The sequence below is a fragment of the Pontibacillus sp. ALD_SL1 genome (assembly GCF_017355605.1).
On the sequence record NZ_CP062974.1, the window covers coordinates 2,291,243 to 2,308,976 of the forward strand.

General features: G+C 41.2%; 15 protein-coding genes. 5 read left to right on the forward strand and 10 right to left on the reverse strand.

The window, feature by feature from the left end; genetic code table 11:
- Positions 1-167: 167 nt before the first annotated feature.
- Together IMZ31_RS11640 and IMZ31_RS11645 are read right to left on the reverse strand one after the other, a co-directional pair.
- Positions 168-425 carry a YesK family protein gene (locus tag IMZ31_RS11640; RefSeq protein WP_207527540.1) on the reverse strand — a complete coding sequence of 86 codons (258 nt, stop codon included), beginning with the start codon at positions 423-425 and terminating at the stop codon, positions 168-170.
- A 478-nt stretch (positions 426-903) separates the two neighbouring features.
- Positions 904-1,560, reverse strand: coding sequence for a Type 1 glutamine amidotransferase-like domain-containing protein (locus IMZ31_RS11645; RefSeq protein ID WP_207527541.1), 657 nt, complete (start codon positions 1,558-1,560; stop codon positions 904-906).
- Between the two features lie 465 nt (positions 1,561-2,025).
- Between IMZ31_RS11645 and IMZ31_RS11650 the strand changes: the two genes are divergently transcribed.
- The gene (locus IMZ31_RS11650; protein ID WP_207527542.1) at positions 2,026-2,313 is read left to right on the forward strand and encodes a spore morphogenesis/germination protein YwcE; all 288 of its coding nucleotides are present in this window, start codon (positions 2,026-2,028) and stop codon (positions 2,311-2,313) included.
- A gap of 50 nt (positions 2,314-2,363) precedes the next feature.
- Here the strand turns inward: IMZ31_RS11650 and IMZ31_RS11655 are convergent, their stop codons facing one another.
- The 5 genes from IMZ31_RS11655 to qoxA are packed head-to-tail and all read right to left on the reverse strand — an operon-like array spanning position 2,364 to position 6,489.
- Positions 2,364-2,570, reverse strand: a complete 207-nt coding sequence (locus IMZ31_RS11655; RefSeq protein ID WP_207527543.1) for a cytochrome C oxidase subunit IV family protein — start codon at positions 2,568-2,570, stop codon at positions 2,364-2,366.
- 20 nt (positions 2,571-2,590) lie between these two features.
- Positions 2,591-2,965 (reverse strand): cytochrome aa3 quinol oxidase subunit IV, encoded by a 375-nt coding sequence (gene qoxD / locus IMZ31_RS11660; protein WP_207527544.1) that lies wholly within the window; start codon positions 2,963-2,965, stop codon positions 2,591-2,593.
- A gap of 1 nt (position 2,966) precedes the next feature.
- Entirely contained in the window at positions 2,967-3,572 is a 606-nt protein-coding gene (gene qoxC, locus IMZ31_RS11665; RefSeq protein ID WP_207527545.1) for a cytochrome aa3 quinol oxidase subunit III, read from the reverse strand.
- Between the two features lies 1 nt (position 3,573).
- Positions 3,574-5,517 (reverse strand): cytochrome aa3 quinol oxidase subunit I, encoded by a 1,944-nt coding sequence (gene qoxB / locus IMZ31_RS11670; protein WP_207527546.1) that lies wholly within the window; start codon positions 5,515-5,517, stop codon positions 3,574-3,576.
- A 24-nt stretch (positions 5,518-5,541) separates the two neighbouring features.
- Entirely contained in the window at positions 5,542-6,489 is a 948-nt protein-coding gene (gene qoxA / locus IMZ31_RS11675) for a cytochrome aa3 quinol oxidase subunit II (protein ID WP_207527547.1), read from the reverse strand.
- A 564-nt stretch (positions 6,490-7,053) separates the two neighbouring features.
- On the opposite strand from qoxA, the gene IMZ31_RS11680 reads away from it, so the two are divergent.
- On the forward strand, positions 7,054-8,007 hold the full coding sequence (locus IMZ31_RS11680; RefSeq protein ID WP_207527548.1) for a calcium/sodium antiporter: 954 nt from the start codon (positions 7,054-7,056) through the stop codon (positions 8,005-8,007).
- 217 nt (positions 8,008-8,224) lie between these two features.
- Here IMZ31_RS11680 and IMZ31_RS11685 read toward each other — a convergent pair whose 3' ends face one another.
- A complete protein-coding gene (locus tag IMZ31_RS11685) occupies positions 8,225-9,079 on the reverse strand; it encodes an MBL fold metallo-hydrolase (RefSeq protein ID WP_207527549.1) in 855 nt (284 codons plus the stop codon).
- A 16-nt stretch (positions 9,080-9,095) separates the two neighbouring features.
- Complete coding sequence (gene nhaC, locus IMZ31_RS11690) at positions 9,096-10,514, reverse strand: Na+/H+ antiporter NhaC (RefSeq protein ID WP_207527550.1); 1,419 nt, start codon at positions 10,512-10,514, stop codon at positions 9,096-9,098.
- Between the two features lie 257 nt (positions 10,515-10,771).
- Between nhaC and IMZ31_RS11695 the strand changes: the two genes are divergently transcribed.
- The 3 genes from IMZ31_RS11695 (at position 10,772) to IMZ31_RS11705 (ending at position 15,147) form a co-directional block, all read left to right on the forward strand.
- Positions 10,772-12,730: an alkyl/aryl-sulfatase gene (locus tag IMZ31_RS11695; protein ID WP_207527551.1), complete on the forward strand. Its 1,959-nt coding sequence runs from the start codon at positions 10,772-10,774 to the stop codon at positions 12,728-12,730.
- Between the two features lie 205 nt (positions 12,731-12,935).
- Positions 12,936-13,331, forward strand: a complete 396-nt coding sequence (locus IMZ31_RS11700) for a VOC family protein (protein WP_207527552.1) — start codon at positions 12,936-12,938, stop codon at positions 13,329-13,331.
- A 187-nt stretch (positions 13,332-13,518) separates the two neighbouring features.
- On the forward strand, positions 13,519-15,147 hold the full coding sequence (locus tag IMZ31_RS11705; RefSeq protein WP_207527553.1) for a transglycosylase SLT domain-containing protein: 1,629 nt from the start codon (positions 13,519-13,521) through the stop codon (positions 15,145-15,147).
- Between the two features lie 170 nt (positions 15,148-15,317).
- On the opposite strand, the gene IMZ31_RS11710 is transcribed toward IMZ31_RS11705, so the two are convergent.
- Positions 15,318-17,459, reverse strand: a complete 2,142-nt coding sequence (locus tag IMZ31_RS11710) for a type IA DNA topoisomerase (RefSeq protein WP_207527554.1) — start codon at positions 17,457-17,459, stop codon at positions 15,318-15,320.
- Positions 17,460-17,734: the final 275 nt, after the last annotated feature.

The following is a 17,734-nucleotide window of genomic DNA, read 5'->3' on the forward strand; positions in this document are numbered from 1 at the left end:
TAGAATGATAAGCATAGAAATGCTAAGCTCATACCAATTTCACTAAACTTCTCCTTTAGCTCCAATAGAAAGAAGATCCCGGAACAATCGCACCTGTTAGCTTCATAGGTGCACCTCGTTGATAAAGTGCCCTTATGAGACGAAACCAAAATCATGAGGGTGGATACTTATTTTCTTGTCAAAAAAACTGAGCTCCCCATAACGATAGAAGTGATTATCGAGGCAATCAAAACCGAAAAACTTAAAGCTCCTATCCCTAATCCTTCCCATCTTCCCACAAGGAAACTTATCAGTAGTAAAACAAAACTTATCAGCATGAATAATGGTGATAGTATATATTGTAATTGCGATTTATTTTTTTTAAATAACAAAGAGGCGCAAATTAAAATAATGGTAATGATAGCCGTCATTAACAAGTAAGACATTTGAACTCCTCCTCTGGATTGTAAATACTATTACAACTTCTGCACCCATTGTCACCAATATTCAAATAAAACTCTTATGGAAAGTACGTTCTTCTACTAAAATGCTCGCGTAGTAAAAAGTGATCTTTAATAATCGCACCTGTTAATTTAATTAGTTTCTGTTCACAATCAGGATAAATATTGAATTAGTTCCTTTATTGCTTCGTAAATTGCTATACCAACAATAACCCCAAACACCATCTTAAAGAAGTTGTTAGATTCTTTTTTCACTGAGCTCCCCCTTATTTACAAGCTTTTTAATAAATATACCGTGAGTATACGTTTTCTTCTTTGTTCAACTATCCTGCTCCGTCAAAGATATTTCAAGATCGCACCGTTTAGTGCAAGAAGATAAAGAGACGTACATTCAACACTCTTGCTTGATCTTAGTTAACCGTTCTGCACACCTACCTATGTTCTTCGGAGACATGTACTATATTTAAAGCGTCTCATCCAATTTCTGAATCTTTGAGTTAGAAATTAAAAATACATTTCCAATAATATCAATGTTGTCTCCCTTCACACGTATAGCGCAATCTTTGTTCGACGCATAAACATCTATTTCTTCCGATAATAGAGAAAGTTCGCTTTGAACCAATGCAATATTATTTTCAAGATCAAAATGAGACAGGACTGAAAAATGATCAAGACCGATTCCACTGTAAACAGAGCTCTTTTCCACTTCAAATCCAAAAGCTTTCGAGCATAACCATTTAGCGGACATGTTAATCGCACCAGCGCTTGCTCCCATCACAACTGCACTGCTGCTTTTTATTAAATCTGATAATCCATATTCCATTAAAAACCTATTTTGTTCCATTATGTTTCCACCCAACAAAAAAATGACTGAAGCATTTCGAATCTTCGCTTGGGCTTCTTCCTTATGTACGCGATAATTAATTAAATGGTATTCATTAAACATAATGCCAGCCTGGTCAAGCCAGGAGCGTTCAGTAGCACCATCATCTTCATAAACAGATGGATTCGAGCTAATCATAGCAATCGACTTTCGATCAGTTATATCCTCCTGTAACAGCCTGCCCAAAGTCTCTGAAAAGAAATTGTTAAACCAACCTAAATAATAGTGAGTTTTCATAAGTACCCCCGTAGAAAAGTGTCAGAGCATTTATTCGTTGCGTCACTCATTCTGTTGACTTGTCACGAACAAAATACTCTCAATATGGCCTCAGTGTTCAACTCAAGTTAAACACCGCTCCTCGATTAATTCGCTCCTTTTATTTAATACCAATTATTTCAAAACACCTTAAATGTTACAATAACTTTTTTCATAAGAAAAACGCTATTGTAACATTTTCAAGTGGATAACAAGACCAGGTTCATTGTCCCCCTTCGAACTACTAGTGAAGAAACTAATTAGCTAGGACTAACAACATAAAACGTTAACAGTTTCTAAAAAACCGTTTAAACAAGCCTTAAAAAGGAAAATCTAAAATTGTTAGCCCATTTATGAACATTTTGTGTCCAAAGTATGAATTTTCTGTTACAATATAGTCAAAGAAAACGTTTACATTAATGAAACATTAATAAGGAGATGATTTTCATGGGTGCGACCGTAATGTTCTTGCTCTTGGCGACAATAGCTCCATTTCTATTCTTACAAACCAAAAAGATGGCATTTGCTGTAGCGCAATCAGTCCTGCTTATCGGCATGTGGTTGTACTTCTTCCAAGTGACGATGTACACAGATCCAGGATTATTCTCCATCACAGGGGCCATGTTCTATCTCGGTTTAATCGGCGCCCACGTGGCTTGGGTGATGTTCATGGTAGCGACCGTAAAATCAAGCCCTGGATACAAAGAGAGCTTAACGAAAGATCAGCTCAGGTAAATAAAAAAGAAACGCGCCTTCCCTGATAGCAGGAAAGACGCGTTTCTTTTTTAGTCCCGTGGTTGCAGTTTGTACAGTTGGATCATCGCCTGTACAAAGCTTAAGCCAGTCAGAATATATAAGACAAATTTAAGGTCATAGGAGGAATAAAGCGCTCCGCCTAATGAAAAAGCCGTCAACAGTATACAAAGTATAAACCCGATCAAATCTTTCCACGGCCATCCGGCCTCCATTGGCATGTTTTGCTTTTGTTCCATCCTGATAACCCCCATTTGTTTTAGTGACCGCTATGGTCTTCTGAATGCTGCTCTTCGTGTTGTTCCATGTCGCCCATATCTCCATGATCACCATGGTCATGCCCAAAGGACATTACGAAAAGGGAGCCTGCTACGACGATTCCGGCAAGTGCGAACCCGTGGAACATCATGTTCCAAGGTACATGCCCATTTCCGCTTGAAGCTTCCGTAACGTGCATGAACATGAACAATTGAACGCCTGCTTGTAACAGTGCAAGAATCATGATACCGATAATTACCCATGTGACAGGCAAGTCAGATCGAATCGCTGCCCATGCGGCAACCAGCGTCATGACAAGTGACAAGATAAAGCCAATGACGTGATTCATTGGTACGCGTTTTTTTGATTCAGCCATATTAAATCACCATCCCTATCAGATAGACACTCGTGAAGATGAAAATCCAAATGACATCAAGGAAGTGCCAGTATAAGCTGATAATAAAGAATTTACGGCTAGTCACGTTCGTAAGTCCGCGCTGCTTGATTTGGATTAAAAGCAGGATCGCCCAGCCAATACCAAGCGTCACGTGCAGTCCGTGTGTTCCGGCAAGGACAAAGAATGCCGACCAGAAAGCACTAGACTGAAGCGTTGCTCCTTCATGCGCATAGTGAACGAACTCGTAAATCTCAAATCCAAGGAATCCAAGACCAAGAGCTAACGTAATGACCATCCAGAAGATCAGCCCTTTGACTGATCCCCTTCTCATTTCGTGAATCGCAAGTCCACACGTGAAACTACTCGTTAAAAGCAGGAAAGTCATAATAAGAACGATGCCCGGCTCAAACAATTCGCTTGGCAGTGGTGCATCAGCTGTACGTCCGAACAATACGGCATACGTTGCGAAAAGGGTCGCGAAGAGGACAACTTCCGCTCCAAGGAAAATCCAGAAGCCCATGATGCCCATTTGACCTTCTTGGGTGCGATATTCTAAAGGACCTGTTTTCAGTTCTTCCGCAGCCATATTATAACCCCCTCGCTTTTTTCTCTGTCTCTTTAATTTCTTCAACCGATACATAGTAACCATCGTCATAATCGAAGGAACGACGGATCATCATAACTACTCCACCGATCAAGCCAAAGACAGCGAGATACATCCATTCAAAGATAAGACCGAAGCTGGCAAGCCCGAGTAAAGCCATAAAGATGAACGGCTGTCCTGTATAACTAGGCATGTGGATCGGCTTCACTTCGTCTTCTTCAAACGTCGTTTTGCCTTCTTCTTTCATACGGACATATGGATCGATTTCATCGACATATGGAACCGTTGCGAAGTTGTAGTAAGGTACTGGTGTCGTCGTCGCCCATTCAAGCGTACGACCGTTTCCGTTCCAAGAGTCGCCTGTTGTTTCACGCTCGCTGTAACGGAAGCTGTAGTAAACGTTGTAAACAAACACTACGAAACCAAGAGCCATTCCAGCAGCACCGACAGTTGAAATGACGTTCAATGGAAGCCACTCTGCGACGTTCGTGATAAATAAACGACGCGGCATTCCGTCTAGTCCTAGGAAATATTGTGGGAAGAAGCACACATGGAAGCCGAAGAAGAACAACCAGAATGCCAATCTACCCAAACGTTCGTTCATCTTGTGACCGAACATTTTCGGATACCAGAACACAAGACCTGCGAAGCAGGCGAATACAGTACCTGCAATCAGCACATAGTGGAAGTGTGCGATTAGGAAGTACGAGTTGTGGAACTGATAGTCCGCTGCTGCCATACCGAGCATAACACCTGTCACACCACCAAGGATGAAACTTGGGATGAAGGCCAATGACCAAAGCATTGGTACTGTGAACTCGATTTTCGATTTATATAACGTCGCGAGCCAGTTAAAGATCTTCACTCCGGTTGGTACGGCGATTAACATCGTCGAAACAGAGAAGACGGAGTTAACGAATGCGCCAGCACCCATCGTGAAGAAGTGGTGGACCCATACTAAGAAACTAAGCAATGCAATGACGATCATGGACCAAACCATCACATTGTAGCCAAACAGACGTTTTTTCGCGAATGTGGCAATAACTTCGGAGAAAATACCGAAGGCAGGAAGAATAACAATGTACACTTCCGGGTGTCCCCACATCCAGAACAGGTTCGCCCACATCATCGGCAGGCCTTCCCCTGTTAACGTAAAGAATTGAGAACCGAAAATACGGTCAATTGTAAGTAGTGCAAGAGCTACTGTTAAAATCGGGAATGCGAATACGATGATGAAACATGTAACCAATGTCGACCATGTGAAGATCGGCATATGGAAAAGCTTCATGCCTGGGGCACGCATTTTCAAAATCGTCACCATCAAGTTAATCCCTGTAGCAAGGGTACCGATCCCTGATAGCTGCAGTCCCATAAGATAGAAGTTTTGTCCTGGTCCTGGGCTCATGGCCGCACCGGAAAGTGGTGTATAACTCGTCCACCCTGCATCCGGTGATCCTCCGATAACGAAGGAAATGTTGAAGAGGGCCATTCCGAAGAAGAAGGACCAGAAACTTAAGGCGTTCAGATATGGGAACGCGAAGTCACGCGCTCCAATTTGTAAAGGAACGATAATGTTCATGAGTCCGATCAAGAACGGCATCGCCATGAAAATAATCATGATCGTTCCGTGCGTTGTAAATATTTCGTTATAGTGCTGGGAGTTCAAGAATCCCAAATCAGGAAATGCTAGCTGCACCCTCATCATCATGGCGTCCACGCCACCACGGAATAACATGAGAAGGGCACTTAAAATATACATGACACCGATTTTCTTGTGGTCAACCGATGTTAACCATTCACGCCACAGCCATTTCCATTTCTTGAAATACGTCAGAACGAAAAGGATAGCGAGTCCACCCAATGCCATTGATACCATGGCACCATAGATGATCGGTTCACCGGTGACTAGAATATCTGTTATGTGCATGTCTTCACCTGCTTTCTTTACGTACTATTGGAAGCTTTCTTGTTCTTCAATTTCGTACAAATGAAGCTTCTCTTTAAATTGTTCACGGTATTTTTCGACGACATAGCCCATACCCTCTCTCGTATGGTGCTTTACGTAATCCAAATGTGTATTGGAATAGGATTGTACGTCGGTAAGCCCAGGTGCTAGCAGTTCATCATAACGTTCTGCTGTAAGCTCTGGTGCTTCATTGCTGATTTCCTCTGCCCATGCATTAAATTCTTCTTCGCTCTCGGCATATACCTTGAACGTTTGAGCAGCGAAACCTTCACCATTGAAGTTAGAGTTACGTCCATCGTATACCCCTTCTTCATCAGCTTCTAGATACAATGTAGTCATCATACCCGCCATGTTGTACTTTTGACCGCCAAGTGCTGGAATCCATAATGCTGACATCGAATCTGCCGATGACAAACGGAATTCTATTGGACGATCAGCCGGGATGTGTAAGTAGTTCACGGTTTCAATATCCTGTTCCGGATAACTGAAGAACCATTTCCAATCCGCTGTTGTTGCATAAACGACTAGTGGTTCCTTCTCCTCTTCCCCTGCAGCAGGTTCTGGAGCTTTCTCCAAGTCGAATAATGTTGTTACGGTCGGGATGGATAAAAGAATGACAATAATGACTGGAATGACCGTCCAAATAATCTCGATGGTCGTGTTTCCATGCAAGTTCGGGTCATAGTCACTTTCTTTTCGTCCCGGGCGGTTCTCACGGTACTTGATGATCATGTAAGTAAATAAAGCAAACACGACAACTATGATTCCAAGCATGAACCAAAGGGAGTATACAATCAGGTCATATTGACTTTGAGCGACTGGCCCTTTTGGATTGAGCACAGTCATTTCCAACTGCCCGCACCCGCTTAAGAAAAGAATCAAGCTGAGCGGCAGCAAACCTAACCATCTATTACGGAGATGTTTAGCTTTCATAATTCTTAACCCTCCTATCAATCTGTTAAATTATAAGTATAAAACTCGGAAACTAGGAGCTGTTATACGTATCAGGGCTTGACTGATTATATCAGATTTTGGCGAAATAGAAACGTTTGTTCACAACTTTGTCATATATCGTTCACGAACTTTTAATAAATCCCCTCAATGACTTACGCTTTCAAGGGAAATACTAACAAACCATCTAAAAATAGGGTGTGAATCCTGTTCAGCAGAGGATATCCTGCCTCTCCCTTCCCCTTACCCTCTTCACAAATGAATTGAACCTTTTAAAGCCAATACACAATTATCATACTTTCAAATTTTAAGGTAAAAAAAAACTGTTTCACTATTTAAGTGATACAGGTTCCATAAATGAATGAAACACCTTGTATGTAATGAGAACAATTTCCACCTCTCGTGTCGTCTAAGAGCAATGAATGAATCACAGCTTTTTTTATACATATGAAGAAGAACAGCATGCCCTTCCTTTATGCTTTTTAGTAGCACCTAATGAGGGTATGATTAAACTAGAAAAAATAAAAAGGAGTTTGATAGACAAATATGGCATATGTCTTATTACTTATTGGCTTTGGTTTATTAATTAAAGGAGCAGATTTATTCGTAGATGGGTCTTCTAATATTGCCAGGTTACTCCGTGTACCGCCTATTTTAATCGGATTAACGATTGTAGCTTTTGGCACGAGCTCACCTGAGGCAACCGTTAGTATTATTGCAGCTTTACAAGGAAATGCCGAAGTTTCACTTGGGAATGTTGTAGGCAGTAACATCTTTAATATTACGTTAGTAGTAGGGATCGCAGCCTTTCTCTACCCATTAATGGTAGAGAATGAAACCACCAAAAAAGAAATTCCATTTATATTGCTGGCTAGTGGAGCTTTACTCGTACTTGTGAGTGATACAGAATTACAGGGATTAAGTGATAACCTGCTCACACGCAGTGACGGTATCATCTTTTTATTGTTTTTATCTATATTTGTGTACTATGTGATTGAAGTTGGTATGAAGAGTCGTAATGAATCGGCACAAGAACCAATGCCTACCAACGTGAAATGGGGAAAAAACATCGCTTTGACCGGGGTAGGTTTAGGAGCTATTATTTTGGGCGGAGACCTAGTGGTAGATAACGGTACAGAAATTGCTTATGATCTTGGGATGAGTGAAACGTTAGTCGGTTTAACAATTATTGCGATTGGCACCTCGCTCCCTGAACTGGTGACCTCCATATCCGCTGCATTAAAGAAAGAGAGTGGAATTGCACTAGGGAATGTAGTGGGTAGCAATATTTTCAATATATTATTTGTTCTTGGGTCTTCAGCGGTCATTTCCCCTTTACCTGTGAACGGGAAAATCGTTATCGATGTGATCATTATGATTGCATTGAGCTTGTTATTATTCTTATTTTCAAGAACCCATTACAAAATTGGAAAATTAGAGGGATTCATCCTTCTGACTATGTACATTATTTACCTTGTTTATATTATTTTGAGAAATTAAGATTTAACTATGGGTCATAAGGGACTATTCCCCTTATGACCCATAGTTTATCTTTTGATTAATCCATGATCATCAACTTCTATAATTCTCTTGATGCATTCAAGAGCTCAGAATTCATTCTGAGCTCTTTTTTCACTAAACTAGTGTTTTATGATTCGTTTTTGATTATCTGGTATTTGAAAAGCATAAAAGAAAGTGTGAGAACCTCTGTTTCTTCCTATAATTGAATCGTCATTCCTTCCTCCGCAATCCTAAACCCTCTTTGGCTAACTGTCTTACAGGCATCAGTATTAGGGTTAAGAACAGGATTACTGTGGTTTAAATGTGTAAAGTAAACCGTTACCTCCTTCCTGTCTACTAGTGGCTGAAGTCGGTCCATAGTCTCTTCCATGAAAGGGTGTGGGATGGATTTCGGTTCACGTCCGATCCCTCTCACCTCCTTTTCTGAATAAAAAGTGGCATCAAGTAAGCAATAATCCACCTCATTTGCCATGCAAAGAAGTTCTTCCTCCCAATCTTCCCATCGATCTATATCTGGGATGTATAGAAGAGAGCTCTCCCCCCCATTAATGACAAATCCAAATGTCTCAGAGTATTCAGTTCGATGAGGGACGAGTAAAGGGATTATGGAGTAATCCCCTTGATAGTAGGTCTTTCCATGCTGTAGTGCTTTAATTGAAATGTTCTTGCTCTCTACCAGCGTGCTCCATGGTAGGTGACTCTGAAGAAACTCCCCTAGTTCAGCACCCGCGTAAACTGGCAATTCGTGCGTGTTCATCGCTTCTTTTCCGAGGAAAATCAGTCCCGGATAATGTCCTATGTGAGCATGTGTAAGCCAGATCGACTGAGGCTTAGGATGTATTGCGGTTTCCAACTGCTCCATCTGTAATTTAAAATCTGGCGTGGCATCCACAAGGGTCCACTCCTTTGTTTGCTCATCTACAATACCGAGGCAAGCTGCATTACGACGCAGTCTAGGAGATAATTTTGCTTGTTGGCAGTTGGTACAGAAACAACCAGGCTGGGGCACTCCCCCATCCTGAGCTGTACCAAGTACTTGAACAATTGTCATGATGAAACGACCTCTCTTATACCGTTTTAGGGTATTCCCAATTCTCTTTCTCTGAAGGCAAAGCCGGTTCTTCTTTTGTAATGGTGAAACCAGTGTATCCATAAATAACGTTAATCAGTAGCACAAAGTATGCAAAGAAGATGAATGGAATAAACGAATAAGGGCTAATATCCATTAAACCACTTGCAAAAACAGCCGGTACGCCCCACGGAATAAGGGTTACCCCCACTGTGCCCGCAGCTTCTACGTTACGAGATAAATTGGTTTCTGAAATCCCTCTTTCTCGGTACACACTGAGAAATGCTTTCGATGGAAGTATGATCGCTAAATACATTGCTCCACTGACGAAACTTACAAAGAAAGTGGATAGTAGAGTGGTTGAAATTAAAGAACCTGTACTCTTCACCCTCTCGATTAGTCTATTAATTAAGACATCGAACACATGAATCCCCTCCATAATCCCTCCAAGAGAAGTGGCGAAGGTGACAAGGGCTACAGTAGAGAGCATCGAATCAATTCCTCCCTTAGAAAGAAGGCTATCAAGCGTTTCATTTCCTGTTTCAGACACGAACCCACTCGTCATGGATTGCATAACCTCTGAAACCGTGTTGCCTTGAACGATGATCGCAACAAGTCCTCCCAGGGCACTGACAACTACTAAAGCAGGGATCGCCGGGATACGACGGACCATTAAGATAATCGTGACAACCGGTAGTAACAGGAGCAATGGATGGATGACAAATACGTTATCCAACCCATTTAGAATGGTCTCAATTTGAGTCTTATTAAAATCACCAGTTGTTGTATTTAATCCAAGGATCCAAAAAGCAATGACGGTCAATATAAAAGCAGGAATCGTATCCCACATCATGTGTTTCACATGATCGAACAAGTTAACATCAACCATGGCCGGAGCGATGTTCGTTGTATCAGATAACGGTGAAAGCTTGTCTCCAAAGAAAGCTCCTGAAATAATGGCGCCAGCAATATGAGCAGGCGCAAATCCTAAACTTGTCCCGATCGCCATGAAGGCCAAGCCTATCGTAGCAATAGACGTAAACGAACTTCCAAGTGTAATCGCCACAATTCCTGATGTGATCACAACAGTTGGTAAGAAAAAGTTAGGTTGGATCAGTTCAAGTCCATAGTAAATTAACGTTGGAATGGTTCCACTAAGGATCCACGTCCCCACAATGGTCCCAATAATAAGTAATATAAATATAGCGGGTAATGCTTTTGAAACACCGTTTGTTAAGAAGTGCTGCAGTTCATTCCAACTATATCCAAGACGTTTCCCAACTAGTGCTGATGTCACAATTCCGATCATAAAGGGAATGTACATCCCTACTTTCCAGAAGAAAATCGAACAAGCGGCTGCTCCGATTAAAGCAATCAAGGGAAGAAGCGCTTGCCATATACCGGGTTCTCGTCTCATAATCTATCATCCTCTCAAATCAACATTTTACTTTAGCACTTTTATGCTTTTACGCTTTTAACTGATAAAGTATAGTAGCTATTATTCTAACTGCGCTATCTAGAATTTGTCAACGGAAATATCTGAGGCAAAACGATCACAAATATAAAGAACGTCTACTATACAAATTCAACACCCAAAAAAGATGCTGCCCCACTTGATCTCCCATGTATAAAGGGTATTTCACCCGAATAATATGGTTATGGAGGTGACATCTAATGGAACAAAACCACCATGACAAGTTCGAAGGAGAACTCACCCCTTTTCGCAAGGATGCCACGAAGAAAACGGAAAAGATCAATGAATGTATTAAAAAGAACATCCCCTGGGAGAGATTAAAGGTTGAACAGGAATGGGCCACACGAAATGTATTGAAAAGCGTCGCCCTCCCTGTTATTAAACCTGATGATTCGCTTCTTCCTGTTTGGGATTTAAAACGCTATGATTTCCTATTGAAAGATAAACTCCCCTCTTCTGTTAATCCGAAGCTATGGTACCAAGGAAAACTGAACTTAAATGCCGGACTTTTTCAAGTAACAGAAAATATTTACCAGGTAAGAGGGTATGATCTTGCTAATTTAAGTATCATTCGCGGAAAGTCAGGTTGGATTGTGATCGACTGTCTCACTAGCAGAGAAACAGCTGAAGCTGCTTTTGAATTAATCAATAACCATTTTGGGAAAGTCCCAGTAAGTGCCATCATCTTTTCTCATTCACACGTTGATCATTATGGCGGTGTTGATGGAGTCTTAAATAGCGGAACCACAGATGGTGTAAAAATTTATGCACCGAGCGGATTTTTAAATGCAGCCTTGGAAGAAAATGTGACTGCAGGTGTTGCCATGTCGAGGCGAGGATTTTACATGTATGGTGAGGTGCTGCCTCGCGGAGAAAAAGGTCAAGTAGACAGCGGCATCGGAAAGTATGTATCCACAGGTGTTGTGACTTTAGTCAACTCTGCTGAAGAAATTTCACCATCATCGGATGAAACGATCGTCGAGAAAGTCATAGATGGTGTAAGATTTCAATTTCAAATCACTCCGGATACAGAAGCTCCAGCTGAGATGAATATGTTTATCCCTGAAGAAAAGAGCCTTTGTATTGCAGAGAACTGTACAGCATCGCTTCATAACATCTATACATTACGCGGTGCTGAAGTTCGTGATCCAGTCGCCTGGGCTAAATACATCCAACAAGCCATTGAGTTATTTGGCGATCAATTAACATCTGTATTTGAAGTGCATAATTGGCCACGGCACGGAAGGAAATACTGCATTGATTATATGGAAAAACAGCGAGACATGTACCAATACATTAATGATCAGACACTAAGGTTAATGAATCAGGGCTACACCATCGACGAAGTTGGTAGAATGGTAACCTTTCCTGAAAGTTTACAAGAGGAATGGTTTAATAGTTCTTTTTACGGAACGGTTAATCATAATGCCAAAGCGGTGTACCAAAAATATATGGGATGGTATAACGGAAACCCTGTCGATTTAAATAAACTATTCCCCGAAGAGTCGTCTAAAAAATATGTGGAATTTATGGGTGGAGAAGAAGAAGTCATCAATAAGGCTAAAAAAAGCTTCAGAGAAGGCGAATACCAATGGGTAGCTGAAGTCACCAAGCACGTCATCTTCACAAACCCATCTAACAAGAAAGCCAGATACCTTTGCGCGGATGCTCTGGAGCAGCTTGGCTACATCGCAGAATCCGGTCCATGGCGTAATGAGTATTTGATGGGAGCTCAAGAGCTTCGTTATGGCATTATTCCAATACAGCAATCTACTATTACAACAGAGGTACTTGATATTATGACACTCGAACAAGTGTTGAACATGTTAAGTATTCGAATTAACGGATTAATCGCCGGGGAGTATGATTTCAAATTAAACTTCATTATTCCAGATCGGAAAGATAAAGCCTTAACCGAGGTTAAACGAGGAATCTTTCGTTACGTATCAGATGATTTGAAAGAGGATCAAGTGAAGGTCATCATGAGTAAGGAGACCTTATATGAATTAGCCACCACCAACAACCGTCCCTCCCCTTCTTCCATTAAAGTCATAGGAGACATCCAAAAATGGCATCAATTCTTATGGTCTCTTGATGAGATTGACACAGACTTTCCTATTATGACACCGCTGGGTCGAAAAAGAACTCATGAATTCTAACTAAAAAACAAGTAACATCATTAGAGATGTTGCTTGTTTTTTTGTAGATTATGCAATCGAATAGGAACAATGGAGCCATTTTAAATGTATCGAGATACGGAACCCTGGGGTTTTCTTTCATAAAGAAGAAGGAAAGTCTGATAGATTTGTAGAAATATATCGAGGATATGTTCACAAGACTAATTAAGAAATTCAGGAGGGACTTATGGGTAGAATCGTACATTTCGAAATTCACGTAGATGACATGGATCGTGCAAAACATTTTTATGGTGAAGTTTTTGGGTGGACATTTGAAGACTGGAGCGATTTTGCTGGTATGCCTTATTTAGGAGCCGTAACCGGCGGTGAGGATACACCTGGTATTAACGGTGCTTTAATGAAACGACAAGGACCATCCCCAGAACCAAATCAGCCTGTAAGTGGCTATACATGTACGATGGGAGTAGAAGATTACGGTGCTATTGAGGCAAAGATACTCAAAAATGGTGGCGAAGTAGCTTTACCAAAGTACGCTCTTCCCGGAATGGCTTGGCAGGGGTACTACAAAGATACAGAAGGAAATATCTTTGGTATTCATCAACCAGACGAAAACGCAAAATAGAATGGTTTATTTCTAGAAAAGGCACTCTCAAAGTGCCTTTTCTTTTTGTATAAATTCATTTGGGTGTTTTGTCTTTAGCGATGGAACCAGTTCTCTCCTTTTCCCTTGTAATTCCCAGTTTACTAGAATTATAATTAATAGAGGAAATATATTGAAAATACTTTATTGCTAGAAAGGAGTACATAACATGAAATGGATAAAGAGCCTCCTTCTTGCTGTTTTACTTTTCACTTTTGGTATGACAATCCAAGTGAATGCAGCAGAAGAGACATATGAAGAGCTATCATGGGAGAAGAAGCATGAATTACTTACGAATGCTGCACTAAAGTACGATATCCCTCCTGAAATCCTGAAAGCAATCGCTATGGCCGAAAACAAAATGAACCAATTCGATGAGAACGGTCACCCTATTGTCAGTGGAGATGATGGTATTGGCATGATGCAGATTACGAACACTGACTTTGACTTTGATAAACAAAAGTTAAAGACAGATACAGCCTATAATATTGAGGCTGGTGCGAGGGTATTAAACAATAAATGGAATAAAATGAAGGCTGGGACTTTCCCTGTGATTAATGGTGCAGATAACCGTCACATTATTGAACAATGGTACTACCCTATTATGGCTTATAACGGTATAGCGAACCGAAATAATCCAGACAATGAAGATCGTGTAAAACCGACTTACCAACAGGAAGTCTTTTCGATCATTGAGGAAAACAGCTTAGTTCAAATCGCTGATACTCCTGAGCAATTTGAATTTGGATTAGATGATAATGGAAAGCTCCATTTTAAAGAGATGGCGTATTCTTGGGATGAAGCTGACTCACACTCCACCCAAATGTTTCAAGAAGGCGACAAAGTCTACGCTTTAAATGATGGAGATGCTTATTACGGGAACTTTAGAGATCAAAAGGAGATGTCCAATGACCCATCTAGGCGTATCCCCTACTATACAGAGCTTGAAATTACAGGCGGCCCTTACTTTTTAAACAGCACGCAAGACAATCACTTTGTCACCTATCAAGTAGAGGGGGTAAACTTTAGTGGCTTTATGGCTTCTTCCAACCTTCGGCCAATCGAAACTTTACCAAGTGGCTTTGGTGAAGAGAATCCTAGAGAAGATGTAGCTATTGATAAAACATGGGAAATCGAGATGAACACATCCATTGATTCTTCTACTGTTCACCCTCGAAATGTGTATATGGTTCGCGAGGACGGTATGGGTATTCGTGCTGATATTAGTTTAGATGGGAATTTCATTACTGTTAAACCTCAACAAGATTATATGCCAGGACAAACGTATACCCTTTACATTAAAGACTTAAAGTCTACGCGTGGTATAGAGATGGAAAGCAAGGTTTCCATGACATTTCAAGTAGAAGAGCCCTATCAGGAATCTATGAAAAAAGAGAATGTCGTTCTGAAGGCGTCTATGAATAAGAAATACTTTTCTGAAGGAGATCAAATTCAGGTAACAGGTTCTATCGAGAATCAAGGTGAGGTATCATTTGTTTATCACGGATCTGGTACACTCTCACGTTCCGCCGATCTTTACTTCTTTATCCAACAAGATGGAGAGCTCATTCACTTCGTTGGGAGAGGGGATCTTCATCCTAGTGGCTGGACTATGGATTGGGTAGAGCATGAATTGAAAGCAGGGGTGAGGAAAACGTCTTTTGCAACATTTGACCTTAGCGTACAGAATTTCATGCAAGAAGGCACTCCTATTTATGATGCACCTAAGGGAGAATATACCCTTTTGGCTCGATATGGAAGTGAATTCTTACTGGAGATGCCGTTTGTCATAGAGTAGACCCTTTGATCACCTCCCAGGTTTGGTTTTAAAGTCCAAAATATGAAATGACACACGAAACAGCAGTCCAATTATCCGTAATAATTGGACTGCTTATTTTATTGATATAAACATCAATTTATCATTAAAAACATAATTCGCCGCTACTCCTTAGAAATAGCGGCGAATAATTAAGCTTTCTTCTCAAAATCAAACTTAATCTTATACTCTTGATCCAACTTCAGAGCGGTACTAAACGGCTTCTTACCTTTAAACCCTTTCAATACCTTCGTCTGCTTCTTCTCACAGAGGGTTTTAATCATATTTTGCGTTAACGTTTTACCGGCTAGCTTTTTAGGGAAGGATACTTTACACCCTTCCTTATAGGCAGAACACCCATAAAACTTATAGCGGTCGACAATCGATCCTGTTGGACAGGCTGGGCACTTGGCAATGGGTGTGTTGTATTTCTTTTTGTTCCCTTCGCCTGTGTCACGTACTTGTACTTTTTCAATCGACGCAGGCGTTTCTTCTATAAGTTTATGAATGAATTGATTCGTTTGCTTAATAAAGGTTTGTTTAGATCCTTGTCCGTTACCGATTTTCTTGAGGTAAGATTCCCATTTCGCCGTCATGGCTGGACTTGATAGAAGCGTGCCTTCAATCGCTTCACAAAGGGTAATTCCTTTCTCGGTTACGTACACAATGTTCTTCTTTACTTCGATATACTTCTGGGCTTTGATCGTTTCTATGATGCCAGATCGGGTTGCTTCTGTACCGAGGCCTTCGACTTCTTTAAGAATCTCAACGTCTTCCTCGTTATCAATAAGCTTCCCGCATGTTTTCATCATGTTGATCAATTGACCTTCTGTATAAGGCTTGGGTGGCTGTGTCATACTTTCTTTAATATGAAGACGGGCACCTACTTCTTCCCCGTTTTTCACTTCTGGTAATAAGGGGTCTTTCTCTTGCTTGGACTTAGCGGGTTTTGGAAAGAGTTCCTTCCAGCCCCGCTTCACTTCCGTTCGGCCGGTTGATTTGAACGCCAGACCTTTTACATCCGTCATGATCGTTGTTTCTTCATACACATAGTCCTCATGGAACATGGCAAGTGTATTGAGCATGATTTCACTATAAATGTTCTTCTCTTCCTGGCTTAGTCCATTGATTTTGTTTTGGGTCGGGACTGTTTTAGTCGGGATGATGGCATAGTGCTCCTGAACTTTGCTGCTGTCGACGTAGCGTTTGCTTGGTCTTGTCGAGGCAGGGGTAAACGAGACGTTCATCGCTTCCTGATAACGTCCTAGATTCTTCACCAAGTATGAGAATTCGTTATCCGTAATGTAATTACAATCTGTACGCGGATAGGTAACGAGACGCTTCTCATACAGCTTTTGCATCGTTTTAAGCACCTGTGATGGGCTATACTTCCAGCGCTTGTTGGCTATACTTTGTAACGTCGACAGAGAGTGAAGCTTCGGAGATTTCTGGTGCTTCGTCTTCTTATCAACGCTTTGAACGGTTCCATGAATGTCTTCCTTCTCTTTCAGACCGTGCTGATCCATAAGCGCTTGGACTTTAGCTTTGTCTTTCTCTTTAATCTTGGCTAAGCCTTTATAGCTCCCCTTCTCTGCTTGGAAGACTCCTTCAATTTGGTAGAAAGGTTCGGAGACAAAGTTCTCAATCTCTTTTTGCCTTTGATAGATTAAATACACGGTTGGAGACTGAACTCGTCCAATTGAAAGATAACCTGAAAATCCTTTCTTTTGAAGAAGGACGGTAAACAGTCGACTCGCATTGATCCCCACCATCCAGTCGCTAATCTGACGGGCTTTCGCTTCATCAAAGAGAAGCAGATCCTTCTCATTCGTTTGAAGCTGGTTAAACCCTTTCCGGACTTCGTCTTTCTCAAGAGAATTGATCCATAAACGCTTAACCGGTTTCCCCTTCACACCAGTGAGGCGAAGAATGCTATAGAAAATATTAGAGCCTTCTCGGTCGACATCTGCTCCATTAATAATCACGTCCGCTTTCTGGAATAGTGACTTCACGGCCTTAAACTGCTCCCACTTCCCGCTTGAGACCTTCTCATAAAATTGATCCGGGACAATCGGTAACTGATCAAGCTTCCATTTTTTCCATTCTGGTTTATAATCATGAGGTTCTTTCAATTCAACAAGGTGACCGATTCCCCATGTAATTGTGGCACCTTCTGGAAAAGTGCTATCTGGTTTTAGTTCGATGTATGTTTTCGTTTTTTCTTTAATTTGAAATGCGTCAGCGTAGGCTTTCGCTTGAGATGGTTTCTCGGCTAAGATGACCACTCGCGTCATGGTCTCCACTCCTTTCAACGAAACACAACTGTACTATGAGATGATAGAGAAGGCAAGGGGAAGGATAGAAAGATGGGGAATAAAGAGAAGAAGGAAGCAACGGTTAGATTGCTTCCACGATCCATTTTACCATCTTCCCGATTACTCGGGGAAGATATAAGAGTACCTCAAAGAAGACATCGAGATACAAAAGAGGAGAACTCTTGTGTTCTTTCCTTTTCTTACGGCTCAACGAATCGTCACCTCCACCGTTCTTTTACCATGATTAGGAAGAA

What these genes read in the sequence shown, in the direction of transcription:
- IMZ31_RS11655 (WP_207527543.1), bottom strand. Translation starts at nt 2,570, where the DNA reads ATGGAACAAAAGCAAAACATGCCAATGGAGGCCGGATGGCCGTGGAAA.
- qoxB (WP_207527546.1), bottom strand. Translation starts at nt 5,517, where the DNA reads ATGCACATAACAGATATTCTAGTCACCGGTGAACCGATCATCTATGGT.
- qoxD (WP_207527544.1), bottom strand. Translation starts at nt 2,965, where the DNA reads ATGGCTGAATCAAAAAAACGCGTACCAATGAATCACGTCATTGGCTTT.
- IMZ31_RS11705 (WP_207527553.1), top strand. Translation starts at nt 13,519, where the DNA reads ATGAAATGGATAAAGAGCCTCCTTCTTGCTGTTTTACTTTTCACTTTT.
- IMZ31_RS11685 (WP_207527549.1), bottom strand. Translation starts at nt 9,079, where the DNA reads ATGACAATTGTTCAAGTACTTGGTACAGCTCAGGATGGGGGAGTGCCC.
- IMZ31_RS11640 (WP_207527540.1), bottom strand. Translation starts at nt 425, where the DNA reads ATGTCTTACTTGTTAATGACGGCTATCATTACCATTATTTTAATTTGC.
- IMZ31_RS11700 (WP_207527552.1), top strand. Translation starts at nt 12,936, where the DNA reads ATGGGTAGAATCGTACATTTCGAAATTCACGTAGATGACATGGATCGT.
- qoxA (WP_207527547.1), bottom strand. Translation starts at nt 6,489, where the DNA reads ATGAAAGCTAAACATCTCCGTAATAGATGGTTAGGTTTGCTGCCGCTC.
- nhaC (WP_207527550.1), bottom strand. Translation starts at nt 10,514, where the DNA reads ATGAGACGAGAACCCGGTATATGGCAAGCGCTTCTTCCCTTGATTGCT.
- qoxC (WP_207527545.1), bottom strand. Translation starts at nt 3,572, where the DNA reads ATGGCTGCGGAAGAACTGAAAACAGGTCCTTTAGAATATCGCACCCAA.
- IMZ31_RS11695 (WP_207527551.1), top strand. Translation starts at nt 10,772, where the DNA reads ATGGAACAAAACCACCATGACAAGTTCGAAGGAGAACTCACCCCTTTT.
- IMZ31_RS11710 (WP_207527554.1), bottom strand. Translation starts at nt 17,459, where the DNA reads ATGACGCGAGTGGTCATCTTAGCCGAGAAACCATCTCAAGCGAAAGCC.
- IMZ31_RS11650 (WP_207527542.1), top strand. Translation starts at nt 2,026, where the DNA reads ATGGGTGCGACCGTAATGTTCTTGCTCTTGGCGACAATAGCTCCATTT.
- IMZ31_RS11680 (WP_207527548.1), top strand. Translation starts at nt 7,054, where the DNA reads ATGGCATATGTCTTATTACTTATTGGCTTTGGTTTATTAATTAAAGGA.
- IMZ31_RS11645 (WP_207527541.1), bottom strand. Translation starts at nt 1,560, where the DNA reads ATGAAAACTCACTATTATTTAGGTTGGTTTAACAATTTCTTTTCAGAG.